Below are 24,324 nucleotides of genomic sequence, written 5' to 3'. Positions count from 1 at the left end.
CAGCTCTCACGAGCGTTGCAACCTCGCCAGGCTCGCACCGGGGTAGTACTTAGAGAGAATTTGCGTGAATTGGTAACCCTTGTCCGCCAAGCTTCGGGCTCCCTGTTGGCTCATGCTGGCCCCCAGATGGCCATGGGCTTCCACGGTGAGTTGCCGGTCAGCGGCATAGAGGCTTTCCACAATGCCGCCCTCAAAACTCAGAATCAGCCCTTGCGTGTCAGCCGCCGCCGCGCGGCTGCTCTTGCTTTCTGTGCCCAGTCCCCCATAGGCCTGCCAGCGCGTGGTGGCCCCAAGATTCCAGGCCTGGCTGGCTGGTCTGGCCAGGTGAGCCATGGCGTAAGAACGGGCTGCAACCGCCTGCGCCCTTAAGGCTTCAGCTGGCCAGTGGCTGGGCATCTCAGCGCCCACCACCGAGCTGATGTAATCCTCTAAGGGCACATGGTTTACCACCAAGAGCTTGTTGCCCTGGCAGAGCACCTGCACACCGCCGCGGTAACGCTGTTGATTCAGGCCAACAGGCTCGCCAGCAACCGCCTGGAACCAACGCCCAGATCCCAAGGGCTGTGGAGCCCCGGTGAGTTGACCGCCTCGGCAGTTCAGCGTCTCGGAGCGCTCTCCATGGTGAATCGACACCGGACCTGGATCGTGATGGAGCATCACACGAATGGCTAACGCAGGCTGGGCTCCCAAGGGGGGAACGGCCAACTCCTGAGCAGCGGCCGAGGCTCCCGCCGCTGCTGACTGATGGCTGCTCTGCTGATCGAGGAGTTCATCCACCAACGACTTCGACAAAGCCTGTGAATTGGGCTGCTGGTCCTGAACGATCCAAGCCAAGATCGCCCCACCCATCAGCAGTGGAAGCCCCAACAGCAACACCACAGGCCCCGACGCACTCAGTTGGGATGCAAAGCGAGCCATGGCTCCGCAGATGGATGGGCTGGTTCGCTGCGCAAGTCGCCGTCCCAAAGGATGACCCCATCGCCGGTTAGGCGGATCATGCCGCTGCTGAGTGGTTCACAACAGAGTCCACCGGGACGGTGTGATGGCTGCCATCCACGCACCGAGCTTTGACGGAGCTGTTCACACCACCAGGGGGCCACCAAGGCATGGGCCGATCCCGTCACAGGGTCTTCCCGCAGTCCAAGACCTGGAGCAAAGAAACGCAGCTGGTAATCGCTAGGCCCGCTACATCGCTGCATCAGCACCCAAGCTTTTTCAAGGGAACTGGCCCAGCAGGGATCATCGGGATTGAGCTGCTTGAGATCTGCTGTGGGCTCCAGCAACAGCACCCCGTAGCCAAGATCAGAGGTCCACTGCTGCAGCGGCTGGAATGGCGCCATCCATGGGTCCTTCCCGCGTGGCTTCAAACCATCGCTGGGCAAATCAATCGCTGCCGAGATTGGACTCTGCAGTTCAATTCGCAGCGGGCCACTTCGGGTCTGTAGCTGTTGGGGTGAATGGATCGGCAGCTGCTTCCAGTGATGCAACGCCAAGGTGGCCGCCAAGGTGGCATGGCCGCATAGATCCACTTCACAGCTCGGCGTGAACCAGCGCAGATACCACTGACCCCCATGCCGCCACAGAAAGGCGGTCTCGGATTGATTGAACGCGGCAGCCATTTGCTGCATCCAATGCCGATCGGCTGGTTGCTCAAGCCACACCACCGTCGCGCCATTTCCGCCTAGGGGCTCGGCGCTGAACGCATCAACAGCAACCACGGGCAATGTCATTCGCAGCGCAGCTCGCGCTGCATCAGTTGCTGAAGAGCTTGAGCGGGAGAGAGCGCGCCCTGAAGCAGCAATGCCACGCTCTCGGTGATTGGCAGGGACCATTGCTTTTGCCGCCCCAGCGAAGCAATGGCTTCACAGGTGGGAACCCCCTCAACGGTGGCTCCGACCCTTTCAAGGGCCTGCTGCCGGTCCAAGCCATCGGCCATACAGAGTCCGAACCGGTAATTGCGGCTCAGCGGGCTCGTCGCGGTCGCCAGGAGATCACCAATGCCAGCTAGGCCGTACAAGGTGTCCTGACGGCCTCCCAGGCCGTGGAGCACCGTGGCCATTTCGGCCAAGGCACGGGTCAACAAGGATGCGCGGGCATTGGCGCCCAGCTGGAGGCCATCACAGATGCCAGCAGCCACCGCCATCACATTTTTCAGAGCACCGGCCAATTCAGTCCCAAGTGGGTCGTTGTTGCGATACAGGCGAAATTGCTCTGTGCTGAGCTGCTGCTGCAGTGTCCTGAGCAACCCCTCGTCATGGCCAGCCAGCACGCTGGCCGCTGGCAGTCCCTGTTGCAGCTCACTGGCCAAATTGGGGCCACTAAGGACCACAACAGGCCACAGGGGGCAAGCCGCCTTCCACAGGGCACTCGCTGTTTGACCGCTGCTTGGGTCCAGGCCCTTGGAGCAACTCACGATCGGTCTGGCTGACCAGCCCTTGATCTGTTGCGCCATGCCACTGACACCGACCAGGGCGGTGGCTCCCACCAAAACCTCAGAGGCTGCAAGAGCTTGCAGAGCTTGTGGGCCGTGCTCACGCCGCCAAATCTGAACGCGATGGCCGCCATGGCTCAGCAGTCCGGCCAAGGTGCTTCCCCAAGCACCTCCTCCAAGCACACCAATCGTCAGGGCCACGCACTCAGGACGATGTGATGGCCATCATGCGACAGCGCATCGGAGTTCCCATGCCCGTTCCAGCCCGCCTGCAGGAGCTTGATGGTTCGGCTTTGGTTGTTGGACAGGGGGGCATTGGCTCAGCCATCAGCGAGCTACTGAACCAGGAGTGCCCACGACTCACGGTGTTGCCCCTCGGCCGACGCAGTCAGCCGCGCCTGGATCTCTGCCGCGACGAGGATCTTGAAGAGCTCAGTGGTTGGCTGCAGCAGCAACCGCCGCTGCGGATAGTCATCAACACCGCTGGTTGGTTGCATGAGGGCGGCCGTGGCCCTGAAAAACGGTTGCAAGCCATCCAGCGCAGTGGTTTGGAACAAGCGTTCAACATCAATGCCTTTGCTCCGATCCTGCTGGCTAAGGCCGTCGCCCCAGCCCTGGGCCATGGCCAGCCGTGTTGGTTTGCCTCCCTCTCAGCCCGCGTCGGCAGCATCGGCGATAACCACCTCGGCGGTTGGTATGGCTACAGAGCGGCCAAAGCCGCCCAAAATCAATTGCTGCGCACGTTGGCCTTGGAGTGGAAGCGGCGTTTGCCGCTGGCTTGCGTGAGCCTTTTGCACCCAGGGACCACGGCAACCGAGCTCTCAGCACCGTTTCGCTCGGCGGTGCCGGCTGAAAAGTTGTTCAGTCCCCAACGGGCAGCGGGACATCTGTTGGATGTGTTGGCGCAGCAAACACCAGAGGATTCAGGGCGCTTCCTGGCTTGGGATGGAAGCGTCATCCCCTGGTAAGGCGAGCTCCTTGAGCAACTCCAGCGGGATCACCTCCAGGGCCGATTGCTCGCATCGCTCGAGGATCACAGGCGGAGCCATGCCGTCGGCGTAGGCCTGCAACCAGCGAGCCGCACAAATACACCAATGGTCCCCAGGCTTCAGCCCCGGGAAATCAAATTGGGGCATCGGCGTGCTGAGGTCGTTGCCTTGGGCCTTGCTGTAGCTCAAGAACGAGTCGTTCACCTGGCAACACACCGTGTGTTGGCCCACATCAGCCGCGTCAGTTCGGCAAAAGCCATCGCGGTACCAACCGGTCATGGGTTGGCAGCCACATCGCTGCAAAGGCCCTCCCAGAACGTGTTTTGGAGCATTTGGGTTGGAGTTCACAGGCCACAAACTGCTATCAAAAGCTTGACGGATTCGGGGGGGTAGGCGCTATGGGTCATGGGGGCCACGTTGTGGCTGTCTGTTTCGACCATCGACACCTGCTGAACTGATGAGCTGGGATTTCACCGAAGATGCGGCCTTCCACGCTCTAGTTGATGCCTTTGCAGAGAGTGGCGAGAGCTCCGCGATGGAGTTTCTGGCGAACGGAGAAGGCGCCTTCCACTTCCAGGATTTGACCCAGAACGCCGCCGGAGAGGGGGAAGATCTCAGCGACTCCTCCGCCCTCGATGCGTTTCAACAAAGCGTGATCGACGCCCTGGAAGGGCGCGTCAGCGAATAAATCAGCTCAGCTGTAGAAGAACGCGATCTCCTTGGCCTTCAGACCATCCCAGCCAGCGTCAATGAGGCGTTGGTTCAAGGTCTCTTGATCAAAGTGCTTGGCCCCGGTTTTGACGATCCGGTTGCGCATTGATTTTTTGACGCCGCTGCGGGCTCGCTTGCTCTCAAGCTCCATCACCTCGCGGTAGAGGTCCAACATCGGCCCGGGAATCGGTGTTCCATCGAGGTCCAGGCCAGCGGCAATGGCGTCATCAACGCCGCCAGGTCCAGCAATCGCCATTGTTTCAGCGCAGCAAGCGCTCAGGCTCTCACAATCAAGCGCTGAAATAGCGCGCCTGGCTGTGCAGGGCCACCAGGGCGGTTGTGCTCTGTTCTGGCTCCAATTGATCGCTGTCATCCATGGACAGGCCAATGCGATCAGCCTCAAGCCAATCCAGCTGAGGCCTTGAATCGGCGACGTTGGGACAGGCGGGGTAGCCAAAGGAATACCGGCTGCCTCGGTAGCGCTGGGCCAACACATCCCGCAGGGCTTCAGGCTCATCGGCAGCGAAGCCAAGCTCAGCGCGAATGCGCGCGTGGGTCCACTCAGCAAGGGCTTCAGCCATCTGCACACCCAAGCCGTGGAAATAGAGGTAATCGCTGTAGCGATCTGATTGGAAGAGCTCCTTGGCAAAAGCACTGGCCTTCTCACCCATGGTCACCGCTTGCATGGGCAACACATCGGTGGGTTCGCCATTGCTGCTGAGATCCCGATAAAAATCAGCGATGCAGTAGGTGTTGCCAGAGCGTTGGCGTGGCAACTCAAAGCGTCCCAGCTCACGCATGGTGTCGTTGGGATCGAACACCACAACGGCGTTGCCATCGCGTCCGCAGGGGAAATACCCATAGGCCACACGCGGCGTCAGAAGCTTTTCGCTGCGGGCCCGTTGCAACCACTCCTGCAACACCGGCTCAGCCTTATCGCGGAGTTGTTGCTCATACTCCTCGCGGCTTTGGTCCTTGCTTTTGCGCATTTGCCACTGGCCTGCAAACAGCGCGTTGCGATCGAGGTAGCCAAACACTTCCTCCAGATCGATGTCCTGCTCGCTGAGCACCTTGGTCCCCCAGAAGGGAGGCTCTAGTGCCGGTTCTTCTGGCACAGCAGCGGATCGCTCAAGGCTCACAGGCAGTGATGGCTTCTCCTTGGTGGGCTCGCTGGCTGCGCCATCCGAGCTTGCTGAATCGCTATGGGCATCGCCGTTGAGCCCCAGACCCTCGGGAACGGCTCCAAGGAAGCCCTCGGTGTCACTCCACTCACCACCTTTTTTCGCATCCACCAGCGCGTCCATAAAGCGCAGATCAGCGAACGCATCACGGCCATAGATGACTTGGCCGTTGTAAACCTCACGGCAGTCCTTCTGCACAAAGCGTGGCGTTAAGGCTGCTCCGCCAAGGATCACAGGGACCGAGATGCCGGCGTCGTTGAAGGCCTGCAGGTTGTCCTTCATGAAGGCCGTCGATTTCACCAGCAGACCGCTCATGGCAATGCAATCAGCCTGATGGGTTTGCTGGGCCTCGATGATGGCATCAACAGACTGTTTGATGCCGAGGTTGACCACCTCATAGCCGTTATTGGTGAGGATGATGTCAACCAGATTTTTGCCAATGTCATGCACGTCGCCTTTCACCGTGGCGATCAAGAATTTGGCCTTGCCTGAACTTTCCCCTTCTGTTTTCTCCATATGGGGCTCGAGATAAGCCACAGCGCTTTTCATGGTTTCGGCGCTTTGCAGCACAAACGGAAGTTGCATTTGGCCCGAACCAAACAACTCCCCCACCACCTTCATGCCATCGAGCAAAAAGGTGTTGACGATCTGAAGGGGTTTGTAGTTCTGCAGGCCTTCATCCAAGGCCGGCTCTAAGCCAATTCGTTCACCATCAATGATGTGTTGTTTGAGCCGTTCCTCGACCGGCAAGTCAGCCAATGAGGGGCCGGAGGATCGTGCCTCTTTGGTGCTCACCCCTTCGAACATCGTGGTGAGTTCGGTGAGGGGGTCGTAAATGCAAACCGAGCCCTCAAAACGACGGTTGTCGTTGATCAGATCCCGGCAAACCTGTTGATGCTCATCGCTGATCTTCATCAGCGGCAGGATTTTGGCTGGGCTCACGATGGCGGCGTCCATCCCGGCTTCACAGCAGTCATGCAGGAACACGGAGTTCAAGGTGATCCGTGCAGCCGGTGAGAGACCAAAGCTGATATTGCTCACGCCGAGGACAACGTGAACTCCAGGCAAGTCGGTGATGATGCGCCGAATCGCTTCAATGGTTTCGCAGCCATTGCGCCGGTCTTCTTCGATGCCGGTTGAAATCGGTAACGCCAGGGGGTCGTAAAAGATTTCATGGGCCGGGATTCCGAACTCCACGGCATCTCGATAAGCGCGTTGGGCAATGGCGAACTTGCGATCGGCGGTTCGTGCCATTCCCTCTTCATCGATGGTGCCCACCACCACACCAGCGCCATAGGTCCGAGCCAGCTCCAGCACTTTGAAGAAGCGCTCGTCGCCGTCTTCGTAGTTGGTGGAATTCAGCAGGCACTTACCACCAGCCACCTTCAGCCCGGCCTCCATCTTTTGCCATTCGGTGGAGTCGAGCATCAACGGCAGGTTGACGTTGGTGACTAAACGGCTCACCAAGTCGTGCATATCTTTCTCGCCATCACGGCCGACATAGTCGACGTTGACATCGAGCACGTGGGCATTCTCTTTGACCTGGCCCCTGGCAACAGCCACCAGGCCATCCCAGTCTTCGCTGTTCAGCAGCTCGCGCACCTTCTTGGAGCCACTGGCGTTGAGCCGCTCACCAATGATCAAAAAGGAGTTGTCCTGGTGATAAGGCGTCGTGCCATAAATCGAGGCCGCCGATGCCTCAGCACCCATTAAGGGGCGTTGGTGTTGGGCCTGGGGCGTGCGCACCGGCCGTTCTGCTGGGGTCATCTCCTGGGCCAACTCAGCCAGGGCAGCGATGTGGGCTGGCGTGGTGCCGCAACAGCCACCAATGACCTGAACCCCGAGGTCTTCGATGAAGTGGTGCATCGCCATCTTCATTTCCACCGGGGTTAGCCGGTAGTGGGCCACACCCCCAACGTTTTCCGGCAAACCGGCATTGGGGATGCAACTCACCACAAAGGGAGCATGCGCGCTGAGGTAGCGCACGTGCTCTTTCATTTGCTCCGGGCCCGTGGCGCAATTGAGACCCAACACATCAATCGGGAAGGGTTCGAGGATCGCCACCACAGCCGCGATGTCGGAGCCCACCAACATCGTGCCGGTGGTTTCCATCGTGACGCTGACCATCACCGGCCGCCGCTCGCCAGCGGCAGCAAACGCCTGCTCAAGGCCAGCTAAGGCTGCCTTGATTTGCAGGGGGTCTTGGCAGGTTTCGATGATGAACAGGTCAACATTGCCGGCCAGCAAGCCGCGGGCCTGTTCGGCAAAGGAATCGCGCATCGCATCGAATCCCACATGCCCCAGCGTTGGCAGCTTCGTGGTGGGGCCCATGGAACCGGCCACAAAGCGCGGCTTCTCTGGGGTGCTGTAGCGATCGGCCATCTCACGGGCCAGTTGAGCCGCTTTGACATTGAGCTCGTAGGTCTGGTCCTGCAGGTCGTATTCGGCTAACACCAACGAGGTGGCCCCGAAGGTGTCGGTTTCAATCACATCGCAACCGGCCTCAAGGAACTGCCGGTGCACCTCTTGCACGGCATCCGGCCTGGTCACCACCAGGTTTTCGTTGCAGCCCTCCAGGGCAGCGCCACCGAAATCATCGGGGCCAAGATCCATCTGTTGGAGCGAGGTTCCCGTGGCCCCATCGAAGACGAGAACTGGCCGCTCCGGAGCGTGCAGTCTCTCCAGAAAGCGGTGCATCACTTGATCCGAATCCGCGTCACCCAGTGCTCAAAGTTAGGGTCTCGCCCCTCGGTAATGGCGGTGATGCGCTCGCGCAAGGCATCCATGACAGGCCGATCAGAGGACAGGTCGGTGCATTCCACGCGCCGCACCGGGGTGACCTTGGCGGCGGTGCCGGTCAGGAAAACCTCCTCGGCAACAAATAATTCGCTCTTGTCGATCGGCCGTTCCACCACGGTGTAGCCCATGTGGCGAGCCAGCTCGATCACGCTGCCACGGGTGATTCCCTCCAAGATGTCCTGGTCGACGCCAGGGGTGTAGAGCACCCCATCGCGAACGATGAACAGGTTCATGCCGCTGGCTTCGCTCACCTTGCCGCGGCTGTTCAGAAGCAGCGCCTCATCAAATCCACTCTTGACTGCCTCTGTCTTGGCCAGGGAGCTGGTGATGTAAGCCCCACTGATCTTGCCCCTCAGGGGGAGAGAGCGGTCCTCCTGGCGTGTCCAGGAGCTGATCCGGCAGCTGACGCCCTCCGGAGAGAGGTAGTCCCCCAGTTCCAGGCCATAGATCAGAAAATCGGTCTCGATGTCGTGCAGCCGCGGGGCGATACCGAGATCGGAGGTGTAAACGAATGGGCGCAGGTAGATCGGACAGCTGGGCTGGTTGGCCTTCAGGAAAGCCTCCACCGCCTCCAAAACAGTGGACGCGGGCAAATCAGTGAGCAGCAAGCGTGCGCTCTGGCTCAGGCGCTTGGCATGGCGATCAGCCCGGAACAGCAGGATCTCGCCGGGATCTTGAGGATTTGGCAGGGCCCGCATGCCGCCAAAGGCACCGGTGCCGTAGTGCAAGGCATGGGTCGCCACCGACAGCGTGGCTTCAGCAAATGGCACGCAGCGTCCGCCGAACCAGGCGTAGGGCAGGAAGCGATGCATGGAGCGACACAGACCTGGGCAGATCTTCTCACCTCCTCTGCTGAGCGAGAATCAAGCCATGCACAGATTGGCAGCACTGCCAGGGGATCCCGGCGAGGGGGATGCGGTCCTGGTTGAGCAGGAATCCCTGCCGGCTCTGGTGCTAAGTCACGCCGATAGCGATCTCAGCCTGATTGCTCAGCGGCTCTCAGCCGCTGGTGATCCCGCCTGGATGCGGGGCTTGAACCTGGCGGCGTTGAGCCATCCAGCCGCCATCGATCACTACATCCGCAGTTCGCTGGCATCCACCCGCTTGGTGGTTGTGCGGTTGCTTGGTGGCCGGGGTCATTGGAGCTACGGCCTGGAGCAACTGCGTGAATGGGCCGCCCAATCACCGCAGCGCGCTCTGTTGGTGCTCGGCGGCACCGCCGATGGTGCCGAGGAATTGGCTGACCTCAGCAGTGAACCTGCCACCACCGCCCTGGCGTTAGCCAGCTGCTTGCGCCATGGAGGTCCAGACAACATTGATGCGGTGCTCCTTTGGTGTCAGCGCTGGTTGGCCGGGGCTGCACCCAGTGCCCCTGAGCCGCAGCCGCAACCCGACCCGCTCTGTTTCGACTGGCAAACCGATGACGGTCCAACGGTGGGGGTGGTGGCCTACAGGGCCCTGTGGAGCAGTGGCGACACGGCGATGCTCCAGGAAATCGCCGCCTGTCTACGTCGAGCTGGTCTTTGCCCGCGAATCCTGTTGGTGAGTGGTTTACGGGACCCGGCTCTGCAGCAGGCCGTCCGTGATCACTTCTGCCAGGCCGCTGTAGAGGCGGTGATCTGTTGCACGGGGTTTGCCTCGGTGCAAGCGGACCGGGCCGGTGATGGGGCCCCCCTGTGGCAACAGCTCGGCGTTACCGTGATTCAGTTGTTGATCAGCTCCGGCAGTCAGCAGCGCTGGCAAAGCAGCTCCGTGGGCCTGAGCCCATTGGATTTGGCGATGCAGGTGGCGTTGCCCGAGCTCGATGGCCGTTTAATGGCCCGCATTGGTGGCTTCAAGGAGCTGGCAAAGAGAGACGACGCCCTGCAATGCGCCATCCAGCGCTATCAACCCGACCCTGCCGGTGTGGCCTGGAGTGTTGAGCTCATCAAGCGTTGGATCGCCTTGCGGCATACGCCCGAGCCCAACAAGCGCATTGCCCTGGTGTTGGCCAACTACCCCACGCGTAATGCCCGCTTAGCCAATGGCGTGGGGCTCGATACACCGGCCAGTGCCGTAGCGATCTTGCTGTGGTTGCAGCAGGAGGGTTACTGGCTCGGGGAGGACCCAATCCCTGCCACAAGTGCGGAGTTGATCGCTGAGCTCAGCTCTGGCCGAACCCCTGATCCTGAAACGTGGCACCACCCCGCTAGCGAGCACCTGATGCTGGCGGACTACGACGCGATCTGGAGCCGCTTTGCGCCAGAAGCGCGGCAAGCCGTGCTGGAGCGTTGGGGCGATCCCACCACCGACCCAACATTGGATGGCGACCGCTTTCCGCTTTCGGCGAAGCGCTACGGCAACGTCACCGTGATCCTGCAGCCCTCGCGGGGCTATGACCGCGACCCGAGCCTGAATTATCACGCCCCTGATCTTGCGCCGACGCACGCCTACCTGGCCCACTACATCTGGATTCAACGGCACTTCGACGCCCATGCCGTGATCCATTTGGGTAAACACGGCAACCTTGAGTGGTTACCTGGCAAGGGGATGGGCCAAAGCCCGGCCTGTTTCCCCCAGTTGTGCCTGGGGCCGATGCCCCATCTCTACCCCTTCATCGTCAACGACCCTGGTGAAGGTTCCCAAGCCAAACGGCGGAGTCAGGCCTTAATCCTCGATCACCTCACTCCACCGCTGGGACGTGCTGGGCTGCATGGGCCCTTGGCCGAACTGGAAGGGCTCGTTGATGAGTATTGGGAGGCCATCCAGCTGGGCAGTGAACGCCGCAAATTGCTGCGGCAACGCCTTGAGCAGAGCCTTCGCGAGCTCAACCTCAACCCATCGGAGGCCAGCTTTGAAGAACGCCTCGATAGCGTTGATGGCTATCTCTGCGAACTCAAAGAAGCGCAGATTCGCACTGGTCTGCACATCTATGGCAGTCAGCCCGAACAACCCCAGCTCGATGAATTGGTCGTGGCCATTGCCCGTTGTCCTGGGCCCGGGCGGCTGGGCCTAACGCGAGCCCTCGCTGAGGACCTGGCCTTGGAGTGTGATCCCTGGACGGATCAGGAATCGATTGCTCTCTCTGCGGCAGATCAGGAGCGCTTGGTTGCCCTGCAACCCAACCGCGCCACGCCGAGGCAAGTTGGTGATGCGGTGGAGGTGCTGGAGCAGCTAGCGCTGCAGTGTTTGCAGGGCAGTGCGGCATATCCAGGTGAGCAAACGCGGCAGGCGTTTCACCACATCCAGCGGGTGATTCAACCGGCGCTGATGGCCTGCAGCAGCAGCGAACGGCGCAACTTGTTGGCCGGATTGCGGGGCGAACGGGTGGAGGCCGGGCCCTCAGGGGCCCCGACACGCGGCCGCGCTGACGTGTTGCCCACGGGCCGCAATTTCTATGCGGTTGACCTACGTGGTGTGCCCACCGAAACAGCCTGGGATCTGGGCTACCGCAGTGCCGATGCGCTGTTGCAACAGCACCTGCAACAGGAGGGTGAGCATCTCAAGCATTTGGCCATCTCCATTTGGGGGACCAGCACCATGCGAACCGGTGGTGACGATGTGGCTCAAGTGCTCGCCTTGATGGGTGTGCGACCCCGCTGGGATGGCCCCAGCCGGCGCATGGTCGGGCTGGAGTTGATTCCCGAATCCGCCCTCTGTCGCCCAAGGGTGGAGGTGACGGTGAGGATCTCGGGCTTCTTCCGTGATGCCTTTCCGCAGCTGATTGGCTGGCTCAATCAGGCCGATCAGTTGGTACGCGCTCAGCAAGGCGATCCCAGTCAGCGGATGTGTGCCATCTATGGCTCAGCGCCTGGCGCCTATGGCGCTGGACTGCAAGGCCTCATCGATTCCGGCCAATGGGATGAGCGATCGGATCTGGCCGAGGCCTTTTTGAACTGGAGTCAATGGGATTACGGCAAAGCCGGTGAACCCCTCAAAGACCGCAGAGGGCTGGAAGATCGCCTGCGCCAGGTTGAGCTGATCCTGCACAACCAGGACAACCGCGAGCATGACCTGCTCGATTCCGATGACTACTACCAGTTTCAAGGGGGCCTGGCCGCCGCTGTTGGGACCCTGAAAGGCGAAACCCCTGCCCTCTGGTTTGGTGACCACAGCCGCCCAGAACGACCCAAGCCCAAGCCCTTACAGCAGGAACTCGACAAGGTGATCCGCAGCCGATTGCTGAATCCGCGCTGGATTCAAGGGATGGCCAAACACGGCTACAAAGGCGGTTTTGAACTGGCCGCCAGCCTTGATTACCTCTTCGCCTATGACGCCTGCACCAATGTGGTACCCGATTGGGCCTATAGCGAAGTCTGCAAGCAGTGGTTGCAGTCGGAGGCCGTGCTGAACCACCTCAGAACGCACAACCCCTGGGCCCTGCGGGATATGGCTGAACGACTGCTCGAGGCCAATAACCGCGGTCTCTGGGAATCAGCCGATCCCCAACAACTCGATGAATTGCGAGCTTTGGTGCTCAGTAGTGAGCAGCAAATTGAAACAGGCAATCAGCGCTGAACTCAGCGCATGTCCTTGAGCATGTCTTTGAAAGGATCAATCGAGCCAGGCTTGGCGGAGCCAGGAGCGCTGCTGGGAGCAGACTTGGGCGCCGGAGCGTTGCCACTGCCAACGGCCGGCATTGGCGGAACAGGGGCCATCTGGGGGGCAGCCGCGGGCTCACTGGGTTGGGCTGCAGGAGCCGGCGCGGATTTGGAACTGGTGCCCGGCACGTTGGTGCCCAGGGCTGATCCCTTCATGCGCTCCTTCAGCTCTTGCTGGGACATCGGCTGGGCGAAGGTCTTTTTCACCGGTTTGGGGACACCGGGATCGACGCGTGCAACGGACTGATTACCACCAGCTTCAGGTAAGCCCTCGGAGACCTTGGCCATCTGAGCTTCCATCGAGGCCACATCCTCGATGCGCTCTTTCATCCCAGGGTTTTCAGCCGTGCCAGGGAAGGTGCGGCGGATGGTGTTGGAGCGCCGCATGAAATCCACATCACCCAGGCTGCTGGATTTATCAGCATCTAGGAAAAAGCTCTTATCTCCTTCGTCAGACTCACCAGGCTTTTTGCGGAAGCGATCAAACAGACCCATAACCGTCCATAAGAATCCGCCGAATTTAGCGGCCCTTGAGGCTTAACCCGTGGCTATCGGTGCCACAGGACTGCAAAAGGTTGAGATCGCCAGCCAGTGATGCCTTGTGTTCGCAGATCAATGGGCTGGGTCGCCACTGGGGTTGCATTTCGTAGTCGTACCAGCATTCCGCCCCGTCGAAACCCAAGGCTGCGGCAGCGCGCATCAGGGGCTTAAAGCCCAGCCGGTACCTTGCTGGATGGGCCAATAAAGCCAGGCCAGAACTGGCATGAATCGCCTCAACCACGGCGGCAGCCTCCAGCTGCTCACCGATCACGGCATCACCCTGCAGATAGGGGGCCATCGCGCTGTGGTTGCGCTCGTAGCCCAGGGCGAGGACGTGCACCAAGCAGGTCTCTAGAACGCAGCTGATCTCACAGCCGCTCCAGAGAGTTGGCACCGAATGGCCTGCTTCGCTCCATTCGCTCAGGCGTTGTTGCATGGGATCCCAAGCATCAGCGCTGTGGTGGTCGGTCACCGCCATGTGCTCAAGACCGATTTCAACGGCCTGGTCAGCAATTTGAGCGGGCGAGAGGCTGCCGTCGCTGCAGAGGCTGTGGCAATGAAAATTCAGCCGCGTCGGGCAACTGTTGGGATCAACAGACTCCAGGACCGATCGCAGTGGGTGTTGATCAACCGGCATGGGCAGCCTCCCGCTCAGCACGAAGCCGGCGCCAGCGGGCATAAAACTGAATCGAGGCGGCCATGAACACCACCAAACCAACGGTGAGCCAGGTGGCAGCACCGGTGGGGAACTGCTGCTTGAAGACCACCAACAGCACCACAATCACCAGCAGCAAGGTGGGCAACTCGTTGAGTGCCCTCAGCTGCCGTCCACTCCAGTTGCATTCGCCCCGCTGCAGCTGACCCATCAGGCGATAACAAAGCCAGTGGTAGCCGAGCAAAAAGGCCACAAACAGCAGCTTCGCGTGCATCCAACTCTGCTGCAGCCAGCTGGGGTTCACCACCAACAAGCCCACCGCACAACTGACAGCCACCGCCATCCCCGGGGTGGTGATGATGTTGGCCAGCCTGCGCTCCATCAAGCCGTATTGCTGCTCAAAGGCCGCGCGGATCGGCTGTTCCTGCTCAGCGGCTTCCACGTGATAAATGAACAGCCGCACGAGATAGAACAGCCCGGCAAACCAAACCACCACACCAATGATGTGGAAGGTTTTGAACCACAGGTAACTCTCGGGCGGAAGGCTCAGGGCCATCAGGCAGCAGGGGGTTGAGCCCATTCAAGCCCGCTTGCCGTTGATCGGATGGCTTCAAGCTCCGCTGGGTCGATGCGATCGAGCTGGCGAATCATCAGGGCCATGCGCGGATGGTTGCGGAAACGCTCTTGGTGGCGCGCCATGAAATCCCAATAGAGAACGTTGAAGGGACAAGCCTCAGGGCCACTGCGCTTGGTTTGATCAAAGCGGCAGCCCTTGCAATAGGTGCTCATCTTGTTGATGTAGCGGCCGCTGGCGGCATAGGGCTTGCTGCCCAGCCGGCCGCCATCAGCCCAGAGCCCCATCCCTAAAACATTGGTTTGCATCACCCAGTGGTGGGCATCGACAAATTGAGCTTGAAACCAGCTGGTGAGGTCTTGGGGATTCCAACCCGCCATCAAGCCCAAGTTGGTGAGCACCATCAAGCGCTGAATGTGGTGGGCATAGCCCCGCTCGTTGAGTTCCCCCAGCACGGTGTCAACGCAGCCCATGCCACTGCCCCCCAGCTGATGCAAAAACTCCGGTAGAGGCTCCAGAGCCTCTAAGGCATTGCTGTGGCTGTAGTCCTCGCCGAAATGGTGATAGAGACCATGGGTGAATTCACGCCAACCCAGGAGCTGCCTGATCACACCTTCCAGGCTTGCCAAAGGAATCTCGCGTTCAAGCCCGGCGTGCTCAAGCTGGCGAATCACGGCCAAGGGCTGGAGCAAACCGAGATTGATGTAGGGGCTGATCAGCGAATGCCACAGGGTGGGCTGGCCGCTGACCATGGCGTCTTGGTAGGGACCAAAACCCTCGAGGCGAGTGGCGATGAAGTGCTCCAGCACCTCCTGCGCTTGCTGCTGGCTCACGCCCCAGCGGAAGGGGTCGCTTGTGCCAGGCAGCTCGTAGCGCTCAGCCAAGCGGTTGAGCTTGGAGATCACAGCGCTGGTGATCGCGTCGGGCTCAAACCACAGGGGCTCAGGCCCCTCAAGGCCTTTCGGTGGGGGCTTGCGGTTGTCTTGGTCAAAGTTCCACTGACCGCCTTGGGGCTGGTCCCCATCCATCAGCACGTCGAAGCGACGTCGCCCCTCCCGATAAAAGAACTCCATGCGGAGCTGCTTTTTGCTGCCGGCCCAACGACTGAATTCCTCTGCTGTCCAAAGGAATTGGTTGTTGTCAATCCACTCCAGCTCGCAGGGCCACTCCGGTTGTTGGGATAAGCGTTCAATGGCTTGGCGAATCGGCCGATCCGGTGGTGCCATCACCACCAAACGGCTGATGCCCTGTTGCTTCAACCAAGGAATCAGAGCTTCAGCGTGGGACACCGCCTCTAGCTGATGCACGTCCCAACCAGCTGTCTGCAATTCGGCCGCGAAATGTCGTTGCGCGCTCCAGAACAGGATTTGTTTTTGCAGGTGAGGCCGCACCCGCAGCAGAGCTTCAGCCTCCACAAACACCACCGAGGCCTCGCCGGGTTCATAGCTGGCTAGGGCTGCCTGGGCCTGATGCAGCTGGTCATTGAGAACCCAGATGGCGATGGCCATCAGATCACGCGCAAGATGGGGGTCATCCTGTCGCGCACTGCATGGACTTTGACTTGCTCGTCATCGGCGCTGGCTCTGGCGGTCTGGCCAGTGCCAAACGTGCAGCACGTCATGGTGCCAAGGTCGGAATCATTGAGGGTGACCGCGTTGGAGGCACCTGCGTCATCCGCGGCTGCGTGCCCAAAAAGCTGCTGGTCTACGGATCGGAATACCGCGAGATTCTCAGCAATGCCGCCAGCTATGGCTGGGCTGTTGACAACACTGACTGCAACAGCTCAGTGCTGCTGGAGAACGTTCGCCAGGAGGTGGACCGGCTCAACGGCATCCACATCAAGGCCCTGGCAAACGCTGGGGTGGAACTGATCACGGGCTGGGGCGAATTCGTGGATGCCCACACCGTTCAAGTCGGTGATCAGCAGTTCACAGCTCGTCAGATCATGGTGGCTGTGGGCGGCAGGCCACAACGGCTGGCGATTCCTGGAGGTGAGCTTGGCTGGATCAGTGATGACCTCTTTGTTCAAAAAAAGCTGCCCAGCTCAATTTTGATCATTGGAGCTGGCTACATCGCCTGTGAATTCGCCTGCATCCTCCAAGGCTTGGGGGTGGCCGTCACCCAGGTGATCCGCGGTGATCGCATCCTTAAAGGCTTTGACCAAGAACTCTCTGATGCGGTGCGCGAGGGCATGGAAGAACTTGGCATCACACTGCGTTTTGGATTGCAGCCCACCGCAATCGAGCAGCCCCAGAGAGGCATGGTGTTGCGCTGTGGCGACACCGCTCTTGAGGCTGATGTGGTGTTGCAGGCCGCAGGCCGGAAAGCCTTCCTTAAGCCGCTGGCCCTGGAGAAGGCGGGCATTGACCATGACGGGCATCGCATCGCTGTTGACGCACATCAACGCACCAACGTTCCCCACATTTATGCCGTTGGTGATGTCACCGATCGCATCAACTTGACCCCTGTGGCGATCGATGAGGGTCGCGCCGTTGCCGATGCTTTGTTCGCCGCTGGCACACGCACGGTGAACCATGACTTGGTGGCCACAGCGGTGTTTACGCAACCGGAACTGGCCAGTGTTGGTTTGAGCGAAGAGGACGCAAAAGAACGCTACGGCGCTGATGCCATCACCATCCACAAAGCCCGATTCCGTGACATGCACCAAGCCCTGCCGAAGCGTGGTCCCCGTTGTTTGCTCAAGCTTGTGGTGGAAAGCAGCAGCGATCGGGTGTTGGGATGCCACATGGTTGGCAGCCATGCCGCTGAAATCATTCAGATGGGCGCCATCGCCTTGGGCATGGGGGCCACCAAGGCCGATTTCGATCGCACCATGGCCCTTCACCCGAGCATTTCAGAAGAGTTCGTGACCATGGGGTGACGAGGTGCTCAGATTTTGACCATCCCACATCGCATTCCTTTCAAAACCGCCTGAACCCTGTTGTTGACTTCGAGGGTTCTCAACAACCGCTTGGTGTAAGTCCTGGCGGTTTCTTCACTCACAATCAGCTTTTCAGCGATTTCACGATCACTCAAGCCACTGGCCAGCAAATCAAGCACCTCATATTCACGGGGTGTGAGCCGCGGACAGCTGAGATACGGCAATTGGCCTGAGCGCAGGGAAACGCTGCGGTAGCCGTGATTTCCCATGACAGCAATAATTGCCGCTTCAAGTGGTTTTTGATCATCAATAAAATCAGCTTCAGCAACAACGGCCTGAAGCCAGTCAGCGTCACTAAATTCAACCGGAATCACATCGCCGAGCGCTAAAACAACCGTTTTAAGGCTGGGCTGCAGTTTGCGAGCTTCGTGGACCAACTCAAAGCCGTTGCCATTTTCTAAAAAATCGGTGCAGATCAGAAGCTGAAAATCCTGCTCTTTTAGATAATGCAAGCAGCTTTTGGCATCAGTTACAGCGCAACCAATCAAGTTTTGATGTTCAAAACTTTCACAAAAACACCGCAGAAAGAAGCGGCCCTTCATGGCCAAGGCAATCTTTCCATCGACCGAGACTGAGAGCAGGGCTTCCCCCAAGCTGGAGGACTGAAAGGTGTCCAGATAAGGGGTGAAATCCATAGCCTTGCTTGATTTATCAACCCATCTGCTCTGCCATCATCTCGCCCCTCAAAGGCAACTGTGGCCAGGTTTACACTTCTTTGAGAATTAAGGCGTCATTGCCATTGTTATGGCGAATTTGCAAGTCTTCGAGTGCACGGCCACTCATCACCACAAAAGGTTCCAAATGGATACCAAGATGCTGATAAAAACTCTCGCGTAGCTTGCACAGGCTATAAAGACCGCATTCTGCAGCTACCTCCTCAACCTGGCGATGGGGGGTCTGCTTGAGCAGCCTGCAAAACCAGCTAATGCGATGGTGTTCAATATATTCTTCACAAGAACGCCTTGAGCTTTTAAACAAGGCAGTGTCAAGTACCGACAGATCGGTATCCAAGCGACTTGCAATCCAATAGGCATTGAGTGCTGGATCAGAGCGATTCGACGCCACAAGATCAGCCGTTCTTTTAAGGAGTTCGGTGTAGTCATCCATAACTTGGCCCTGAACCTTTCGCATCAGTCTTCAAAAACACGACATTTGGGGTCATCAGGGTTCATGTCGCAGAAGACCTCTAACGAGTTCGGGTCATGGTTTTCATCAGGATGATTTTTTTTGTAGGTGAGCAGATCATTCAACTCGCTGGCGTAATGCCGAGCACTGGGTTGATCACCACGCTGCTGCGCAGCAGAGAGTTCCCGTTTGGCTTGACTGATGTGTTCGTCGAGCTGATTCATTGCCGCAGGTGAGCCTGGGCACGATCTTCTTTCTATCGATTTATCTCCGGATACCCCCAAATGGGGGCAGCGCTAGGGCGAAACCTGTTTCAGGCTTGCGCGCGGATGAGACAATTGAGCCATGGCTAAAGCTCCCAAGATCACGATCGACGAACTGGAAGCGAAATATCCGCTCTATTGCAAGGCGCTCAAGCTGCTGGTGAAAGAGGCTCGCGCCATTGAAGAGATCAAGCGCTCCCTCTGCTGGGATCGGTTGGCCCTGCTGCATCGCTCACTGCCAGGCCGCTACAAATCACCGGAGCACTTGATGGACCTGCTGCAACGGCCTCAACCGGTCTCCTGAGCGTCGGCTTCGGCTTGCGGATGAAAGAACTGGTGGATTTGTAACGCCAAGGCAGGCCCCACCCCTGGACATTCCGCGATCGTCTCTGCACTGGCCAGCTGGATCGCATCGATCGAGCGGAAATGGGCGAGCAAATCTTTGACTCGCTTCGGACCAAGTCCTGGGATGTCGCTCAGGCGTGAGCGTTTCATCCGTTCACCCCGTTGCTGCCTGTGGAAGCTCACGGCAAAACGGTGCGCTTCATCCCGCAGGCGCCTCAGCAGCTGCACACCGAGCTGATCGGCCTCGCTCTCCAGCGGCTGGCTGGCTCCTGGCCGAAACACTTCCTCCCGTTGTTTGGCCAAGGAACACACCACCAGTTCGTCAGCCAGATCCAGCTCCCGCAGCGCCTCCATCACCGCAGACAGCTGGCCTTTGCCGCCATCGATCATCACCACATCGGGCCAATCGGTGAATCCATCGGTTTGCAGGGCTGAGCCGCGTCGTTGGCGCAGCTCAGAGAGGTTGGCGCCAGTGGCCTTGGCTTGGCTCCAACGCCGAAATCGGCGCCGCATAATTTCCGCCATGGCCATGAAGTCATCGCTATGGCCAGAGCGGATGCTGCTGCTGCGGATCTTGTATTTGCGGTAGTGCTGCTTCGCCGGAAGGCCATCGATGAACACCACTTGGGAGGCCACCGCATCACTGCCTTGGATGTGGCTGATGTCGTAGCCCTCAATGCGCCGCGGTGGATGCTCGAGCTCGAGCAACTGGGCCAGATCTTCTGTGGAGAGCTGCTGCTGCTCGGCGCCGCGCTGAGCGCGGGCCAACTCAAAGCCCGCATTGCGCTCCACCATCTCAATGAGATCGGCCTTTTGCTGCCGTTGCGGCACCTGCAAGATCACCTTGCGGCCCCGGCGATCACGCAGCCATGCCTCCAGAAGTTCTTGCTCTGGCAGTGGATGTTGCAGCAACACTTCAGCTGGCAATTCCACGGGATCCAGCTGGCTGTAGTGCTCCTCCAAAACCCTCTGCAAGATGGCGCCTGGCTCAGCGGCCTCTGCATCGGCGGTGAAGCCCAAACGACCCACCAACTTGCCCGCCCTGACCTGGAACAGTTGAACTGCAGCGACGCGGTCGTCGGCGGCTAGGGCAATCACATCGCGGCTGACACTGGCATCGGGGAGCGCCACCTTCTGATCAGCCGTGAGCAACTCCAAGCCCTGAAGCTGGTCGCGAACCCGAGCAGCGGCTTCAAAATCGAGTCGCTCGGAATAGCGCACCATCTGTTGCTGAAGAAGGTCCTGCAATTCCTCATTGCGACCCTGAAACACCATCGACACCTTGCGCAGGATTTGCTGGTAATCGGCAGGGCTGATTTTTTCCTGACACACCCCAGGGCAGCGACCAATGTCGTAGTTCAGGCAGGTGCGGTCTTTATGCAGTGGCTGGGGCCGTTGGCGCAAGGGAAACACCCGCTTGACCACAGACAGCGTGCGCCTCAACAGGCCCACATCGACATAGGGCCCATAAAAGCGATCCAAAGGGCTGCGAAAACGCCGCCGTCTGGTGATAAAGATCCTTGGGTAATCTTCACTCCAGGTGATGCAGAGGTAGGGGTATTTCTTGTCGTCTTTCAACAGCACGTTGAAGTGCGGCTGGTGGTTTTTAATCAGATTGGATTCCAGCGCTAGGGCTTCAGCCTCGCTGTCGGTGACGATGAACTCGATGTCCACCACTTGACGCACCATCAAGCGGATCCGTGGGCTGATGGGATTGCCACCACGGAAATAGCTGCGGACACGGCTACGCAGCTTCTTGGATTTACCGATGTAAAGGATGCGATCGTCGCGATCGCGCATCAGGTAACAGCCAGGTTCAACAGGGAGATTGCGCAGCAGCGTTTCCAACCGCTGGCTGTCTTCAATGAGCGGTTCTTTTCCGGCCGGCAGCCCCAACTGGCGAACAGCCTCGACGTGCTGCGGCACTCTAGGGAGAGCTCGCCTGAATCCATGCGTGCGCTGTATCCCGGCAGCTTTGATCCGGTGACCTTTGGTCACTTGGACCTGATCCAACGTGCATCACAGCTTTTTGATGAGGTGATCGTTGCGGTGTTGCGCAACCCCAACAAGCAGCCGAGCTTCAGCCTCGAGGAACGCCTTGAGCAGCTCAGCAGCGTGACCAGCCATCTGCCGCAGGTGCGGGTCACCAGCTTTGAAGGTCTAACCGTGCATTTCGCCTTGGAGCAGGACGCCCGTGTGATTTTGCGGGGGTTGCGGGCCTTGAGTGATTTTGAGTTTGAACTTCAGCTGGCCCACACCAATGCCAGCCTCTCGGGCCAGGTGGACACGTTATTCATGGCCACGGCCGTGCCCCACAGCTTTTTGAGCAGCAGCGTGGTGAAAGAGGTGGCGCGCTTTGGTGGGGATGTTCAACACCTGGTCCCTGAGACGGTGGCGATTGATCTCCGCAGGTTGTTTAATCAGCGGGTTGATGTCGGCGGTGATCGATGAGCCAGGCGCGTTTCGAGGTTCTAGAGCAGCTTGATCAGCTCGAAGAAATCGTGCTCGAGGGGGCCCGGGTGCCCTTCTCCGGGGGACGCTTGGTGAATGAAAGCGATGCCGTCGATATCCTCGATGCGGTCCGTCAGTCTCTTCCCAGCGAACTGGAGCGCGCCGCTGAGCTGCTGCGTCAGCGCGAAGCCTTTTTGAACCAGGCCCGCCAACAGGCTGAAGAACTCATGAATCAGGCCCGCCGAGAGCGGGAATCACTCATCGGCAGTTCCAGCATTCGCCAGGAAGCCGAACGTCAAGGCGCTGAGTTGCGCGAGCAAGGCCGCCAGCAGGGCGAGCAAATGCTGCAGCAGGCTCGCCGACAGGTGGCCAGCCTCGAGCAGGAACACCAGGCCAAAGCCTCCCAGCTGGAGCAACAGCAAGCCACCCGCCGGCAACAGCTGGAACAGGAAGCCGCCAGCCGTTTTCAGCAACTCGAGCAGGAGCATCAACAGCTCAAGCGCTCCCATGCGGAAACCCATGAGCGCAATCGCCAGCAGTCGCTTCAGGAACTCGAGCAAATCCGTCAGGAGTGCACTCGCCTGCAACAGGAAACGCAAAAAGACGCCGAGCGTGTTCGCCAAGAGGCCCTGAGCTTCCGTCAGAGCACTCAGCAGCAAGCTGAAGCGCTTCTGCTACGGAGCCGTCAGGAAGCCGCCAGCGTTCAGCAGGGCGCCAACCGCTACGCCGAGCAGGTTCTCGGTGAGCTCGATACCCGCTTGCAGGACATGGCGAAGGTGGTCATCGGTGGTCGTCGGGAATTGGTGCGCCTTCAAAACACCGATGTGGAACTCACCCAGCCCGAAAGCAACGAGAACAAAACCGTGCCGATCAACCGGGTGCGTCGTTCCGCGCGGCGGGTTAAAGAGACACGGGACGGCAGCCGCTCTGCTTGAGGCTGGCCATCAGCACCCGCTGCATCACCCCAACCGGTCCCCAGGATCCGTTGGAAATCATGCTCACGTAAAGCGGACCGATGTTGGTGTCGAGCTTGCCGCTCACCGCTTTCACGCCGCTAATCGTGCCGGTTTTGCCGCGGAAACGTCCCTTCAGTGGTGAGCCCTGGAAGTAGTAGCGGAGGGTTCCCCGCTCACCGGCGACGGCCATGCTCGCGTAATAGTTTTTGGCGTAGGGGTGCTGCTCCATACGCAACATCAAAGCTGTTAACAGTCGGCTGGTGACGCGGTTGGCACGGTCAAGCCCGGAACCATCGGCGACGCGTACCCCTGCGATGGGGAGCCCCTGTTGGCGCATCCATGACATGGCTCGCCGTTGGGCTTCCGGTAGGGACCAAGAACCCGTGCCTTCACGCAACAACACCTCGGCCGTGAAGTTATGGCTTTCCCCATTGGCCAGGCTCATGAGGTGATGCATCGACTTCGATGACTCGCTGTGCAGCAAAACGCTGCCGGCGGGTTCGGGAGTGCCCGCAGGGATCGTGCTGATCTCAGCGTTGGCGCCGTTGCGATAAATCTCACTATTGAGCAAGCGCTTGAGACGCTGAGGCGGGTTGCGAACCGAGAGATCCACAGCATTTGAGGTCACCGCCAGACGGGTGATCGGTGCGCCATAGGCATAGCTGCGATCAGGTTGCGACCAGCCCTGGGGCCACCAGCGGGAAGCATGTTCTTCCTCCAGCTGCAATTTCACGGTGCCTGAGCTGGTGGAGCTGCCGCCTCCAGAACCAGCAGCCAACTTGGCAAAGCGGCGCAATCCACTAAAGCCAAAGGTGGGATCACCACCGCCTTGGATGCGGAAGGTGCCATTGGGCAAGCGCCAGAGCTCCGTGCTGATGCGGTGGTTGGGGCCGAGGCGATCCATGGCGATCGCGGTGCTGATCAGCTTTTGGTTCGAGGCGGGAATGCGCGACTTGTTGCCATGCAAATCGGCCAAGACCATGCCGTTGCGATCGGCGACGGTGATGCTCCAGACACCCGACTCCGCTCCGGTGGCGGCCACAACGGCTTTCTGAAGCGCAGGGCAAATGGTGCTGGCCTGCTGCAGCGGTAGCCCCACTGGTGCCAAGAACGGGGGCGGGGTGAGGGGCGGATGCTCCGCCACAGGATTGAGCTTGTCTTCGTTGTCCTCTTCGATGCTGCTGAGCAGCGATTCGAGACCTTGGGCTTGCACCGCAGCAGGAATCAACAACGCCAAGGCGGCGAAGCAAAGACGCTTGCCCATCACAAGCCCTCCAGCTGGATGCCGCTCACCATGCCTTTGATGCGGTAGGTGGGGCCTTCCAGCTCAACGTGGGAACCGATTTTGAGCGCCTGGTTACCCACCACCACACCGCCTGATGACGTGCGCTGGCCTTCTCCTTCGAGCACGAGCCTGGCATCGAAGTTGGTGAAGATGTCGTCATTTGGGTCAGGCACCGACTGCACTTGGCCATCGGGAAACACAACGGCCACTTGGCGCTTCAAGCGAGCCACGCTTTTGACGGCAACAGTGCCGTGGGGCTGGTTGCGAATCACCAAACTGGTGCTCCCCCGCTGCTCGATCCGTTCCAGCAAGGCTTCAGGATCAGCAGCGGGGGTGTGCTTGATATCAACGCTGAACTCAACAGGCTGTAGGGCTCCAGTGGCCTTGGCCACTGCACCAGTGAGCTTTGGACTCCACAGCACCCCTGCGGCTGCACCCAAAACAGCCACAGCAGCGCCGAGATCAACCCAACTGATGCGGGGTAAGCCCATGTAGAGC

24 protein-coding genes are annotated in these 24,324 nt (G+C 59.6%); 7 read left to right on the top strand and 17 right to left on the bottom strand.

The window, feature by feature from the left end:
* Positions 1 to 6: 6 nt before the first annotated feature.
* The 3 genes from SynMINOS11_RS06165 to SynMINOS11_RS06155 are packed head-to-tail and all read right to left on the bottom strand — an operon-like array spanning position 7 to position 2,632.
* A complete protein-coding gene (locus tag SynMINOS11_RS06165; protein WP_186550551.1) occupies positions 7 to 918 on the bottom strand; it encodes a SpoIID/LytB domain-containing protein in 912 nt (303 codons plus the stop codon).
* On the bottom strand, positions 894 to 1,730 hold the full coding sequence (locus SynMINOS11_RS06160) for a PhzF family phenazine biosynthesis protein (protein ID WP_186550549.1): 837 nt from the start codon (positions 1,728 to 1,730) through the stop codon (positions 894 to 896). The genes SynMINOS11_RS06165 and SynMINOS11_RS06160 overlap by 25 nt, the downstream gene beginning before the upstream one ends.
* On the bottom strand, positions 1,727 to 2,632 hold the full coding sequence (locus SynMINOS11_RS06155) for an NAD(P)H-dependent glycerol-3-phosphate dehydrogenase (RefSeq protein ID WP_186550547.1): 906 nt from the start codon (positions 2,630 to 2,632) through the stop codon (positions 1,727 to 1,729). The genes SynMINOS11_RS06160 and SynMINOS11_RS06155 overlap by 4 nt, the downstream gene beginning before the upstream one ends.
* A gap of 26 nt (positions 2,633 to 2,658) precedes the next feature.
* Between SynMINOS11_RS06155 and SynMINOS11_RS06150 the strand changes: the two genes are divergently transcribed.
* Complete coding sequence (locus tag SynMINOS11_RS06150) at positions 2,659 to 3,399, top strand: SDR family NAD(P)-dependent oxidoreductase (RefSeq protein ID WP_255445542.1); 741 nt, start codon at positions 2,659 to 2,661, stop codon at positions 3,397 to 3,399.
* On the opposite strand, the gene SynMINOS11_RS06145 is transcribed toward SynMINOS11_RS06150, so the two are convergent.
* On the bottom strand, positions 3,355 to 3,777 hold the full coding sequence (locus tag SynMINOS11_RS06145) for a DUF2237 family protein (RefSeq protein ID WP_011935629.1): 423 nt from the start codon (positions 3,775 to 3,777) through the stop codon (positions 3,355 to 3,357). The genes SynMINOS11_RS06150 and SynMINOS11_RS06145 overlap by 45 nt on opposite strands.
* A 100-nt stretch (positions 3,778 to 3,877) precedes the next feature.
* On the opposite strand from SynMINOS11_RS06145, the gene SynMINOS11_RS06140 reads away from it, so the two are divergent.
* Positions 3,878 to 4,108: a hypothetical protein gene (locus SynMINOS11_RS06140; RefSeq protein ID WP_011935628.1), complete on the top strand. Its 231-nt coding sequence runs from the start codon at positions 3,878 to 3,880 to the stop codon at positions 4,106 to 4,108.
* Between the two features lie 6 nt (positions 4,109 to 4,114).
* On the opposite strand, the gene SynMINOS11_RS06135 is transcribed toward SynMINOS11_RS06140, so the two are convergent.
* The 3 genes from SynMINOS11_RS06135 to SynMINOS11_RS06125 are packed head-to-tail and all read right to left on the bottom strand — an operon-like array spanning position 4,115 to position 8,923.
* The gene (locus tag SynMINOS11_RS06135) at positions 4,115 to 4,387 is read right to left on the bottom strand and encodes a small RNA NsiR4-regulated ssr1528 family protein (RefSeq protein ID WP_186550543.1); all 273 of its coding nucleotides are present in this window, start codon (positions 4,385 to 4,387) and stop codon (positions 4,115 to 4,117) included.
* 34 nt (positions 4,388 to 4,421) lie between these two features.
* Complete coding sequence (gene metH, locus SynMINOS11_RS06130; protein ID WP_186550541.1) at positions 4,422 to 8,009, bottom strand: methionine synthase; 3,588 nt, start codon at positions 8,007 to 8,009, stop codon at positions 4,422 to 4,424.
* Positions 8,009 to 8,923, bottom strand: a complete 915-nt coding sequence (locus SynMINOS11_RS06125; protein WP_011935625.1) for a branched-chain amino acid transaminase — start codon at positions 8,921 to 8,923, stop codon at positions 8,009 to 8,011. The genes metH and SynMINOS11_RS06125 overlap by 1 nt, the downstream gene beginning before the upstream one ends.
* A 58-nt stretch (positions 8,924 to 8,981) precedes the next feature.
* Between SynMINOS11_RS06125 and cobN the strand changes: the two genes are divergently transcribed.
* On the top strand, positions 8,982 to 12,608 hold the full coding sequence (cobN, locus tag SynMINOS11_RS06120) for a cobaltochelatase subunit CobN (RefSeq protein WP_186550539.1): 3,627 nt from the start codon (positions 8,982 to 8,984) through the stop codon (positions 12,606 to 12,608).
* 2 nt (positions 12,609 to 12,610) lie between these two features.
* On the opposite strand, the gene SynMINOS11_RS06115 is transcribed toward cobN, so the two are convergent.
* From SynMINOS11_RS06115 to SynMINOS11_RS06100, 4 genes are read right to left on the bottom strand one after another with little or no spacing between them, the layout of a single operon-like run.
* Positions 12,611 to 13,186, bottom strand: a complete 576-nt coding sequence (locus SynMINOS11_RS06115; protein ID WP_186550537.1) for a hypothetical protein — start codon at positions 13,184 to 13,186, stop codon at positions 12,611 to 12,613.
* A gap of 25 nt (positions 13,187 to 13,211) precedes the next feature.
* Positions 13,212 to 13,868, bottom strand: a complete 657-nt coding sequence (locus tag SynMINOS11_RS06110; RefSeq protein WP_186550535.1) for a PHP domain-containing protein — start codon at positions 13,866 to 13,868, stop codon at positions 13,212 to 13,214.
* On the bottom strand, positions 13,858 to 14,442 hold the full coding sequence (gene hemJ / locus SynMINOS11_RS06105; protein ID WP_186550533.1) for a protoporphyrinogen oxidase HemJ: 585 nt from the start codon (positions 14,440 to 14,442) through the stop codon (positions 13,858 to 13,860). Before hemJ ends, SynMINOS11_RS06110 begins: the two co-directional genes overlap by 11 nt.
* The gene (locus SynMINOS11_RS06100) at positions 14,442 to 15,968 is read right to left on the bottom strand and encodes a cryptochrome/photolyase family protein (protein WP_186550531.1); all 1,527 of its coding nucleotides are present in this window, start codon (positions 15,966 to 15,968) and stop codon (positions 14,442 to 14,444) included. Before SynMINOS11_RS06100 ends, hemJ begins: the two co-directional genes overlap by 1 nt.
* A gap of 41 nt (positions 15,969 to 16,009) precedes the next feature.
* Here SynMINOS11_RS06100 and gorA point away from each other — a divergent pair, with 41 nt between their 5' ends.
* On the top strand, positions 16,010 to 17,341 hold the full coding sequence (gene gorA, locus SynMINOS11_RS06095) for a glutathione-disulfide reductase (RefSeq protein WP_186550529.1): 1,332 nt from the start codon (positions 16,010 to 16,012) through the stop codon (positions 17,339 to 17,341).
* An 8-nt stretch (positions 17,342 to 17,349) separates the two neighbouring features.
* Here the strand turns inward: gorA and SynMINOS11_RS06090 are convergent, their stop codons facing one another.
* From SynMINOS11_RS06090 to SynMINOS11_RS06080, 3 genes are all read right to left on the bottom strand, one after another.
* Complete coding sequence (locus tag SynMINOS11_RS06090) at positions 17,350 to 18,036, bottom strand: helix-turn-helix transcriptional regulator (RefSeq protein ID WP_186550527.1); 687 nt, start codon at positions 18,034 to 18,036, stop codon at positions 17,350 to 17,352.
* A 70-nt stretch (positions 18,037 to 18,106) separates the two neighbouring features.
* A complete protein-coding gene (locus SynMINOS11_RS06085; RefSeq protein ID WP_186550525.1) occupies positions 18,107 to 18,508 on the bottom strand; it encodes a hypothetical protein in 402 nt (133 codons plus the stop codon).
* A 23-nt stretch (positions 18,509 to 18,531) separates the two neighbouring features.
* Positions 18,532 to 18,750 (bottom strand): CP12 domain-containing protein, encoded by a 219-nt coding sequence (locus SynMINOS11_RS06080; protein ID WP_255445520.1) that lies wholly within the window; start codon positions 18,748 to 18,750, stop codon positions 18,532 to 18,534.
* Between the two features lie 121 nt (positions 18,751 to 18,871).
* Between SynMINOS11_RS06080 and SynMINOS11_RS06075 the strand changes: the two genes are divergently transcribed.
* Complete coding sequence (locus SynMINOS11_RS06075; RefSeq protein WP_011935615.1) at positions 18,872 to 19,093, top strand: DUF3136 domain-containing protein; 222 nt, start codon at positions 18,872 to 18,874, stop codon at positions 19,091 to 19,093.
* Here the strand turns inward: SynMINOS11_RS06075 and uvrC are convergent.
* Positions 19,078 to 21,030: an excinuclease ABC subunit UvrC gene (gene uvrC, locus SynMINOS11_RS06070; protein ID WP_186550737.1), complete on the bottom strand. Its 1,953-nt coding sequence runs from the start codon at positions 21,028 to 21,030 to the stop codon at positions 19,078 to 19,080. The genes SynMINOS11_RS06075 and uvrC overlap by 16 nt on opposite strands.
* Positions 21,031 to 21,084: 54 nt before the next feature.
* On the opposite strand from uvrC, the gene coaD reads away from it, so the two are divergent.
* Positions 21,085 to 21,585 (top strand): pantetheine-phosphate adenylyltransferase, encoded by a 501-nt coding sequence (gene coaD / locus SynMINOS11_RS06065; RefSeq protein ID WP_011935613.1) that lies wholly within the window; start codon positions 21,085 to 21,087, stop codon positions 21,583 to 21,585.
* Positions 21,582 to 22,520 carry a hypothetical protein gene (locus SynMINOS11_RS06060; RefSeq protein WP_186550521.1) on the top strand — a complete coding sequence of 313 codons (939 nt, stop codon included), beginning with the start codon at positions 21,582 to 21,584 and terminating at the stop codon, positions 22,518 to 22,520. The genes coaD and SynMINOS11_RS06060 overlap by 4 nt, the downstream gene beginning before the upstream one ends.
* Here SynMINOS11_RS06060 and SynMINOS11_RS06055 read toward each other — a convergent pair.
* A complete protein-coding gene (locus SynMINOS11_RS06055; RefSeq protein ID WP_186550519.1) occupies positions 22,486 to 23,805 on the bottom strand; it encodes a D-alanyl-D-alanine carboxypeptidase/D-alanyl-D-alanine-endopeptidase in 1,320 nt (439 codons plus the stop codon). The two genes, SynMINOS11_RS06060 and SynMINOS11_RS06055, sit on opposite strands and share 35 nt — an antisense overlap.
* A complete protein-coding gene (locus SynMINOS11_RS06050) occupies positions 23,805 to 24,317 on the bottom strand; it encodes a DUF4330 domain-containing protein (protein WP_011935610.1) in 513 nt (170 codons plus the stop codon). Before SynMINOS11_RS06050 ends, SynMINOS11_RS06055 begins: the two co-directional genes overlap by 1 nt.
* Positions 24,318 to 24,324 lie beyond the last annotated feature (7 nt).

The organism is Synechococcus sp. Minos11 (genome assembly GCF_014279855.1).
Taxonomy (GTDB): domain Bacteria; phylum Cyanobacteriota; class Cyanobacteriia; order PCC-6307; family Cyanobiaceae; genus RCC307.
The sequence above is the reverse complement of the archived record's forward strand: the minus strand, read 5'-3'. Positions and strand labels throughout refer to the sequence as shown.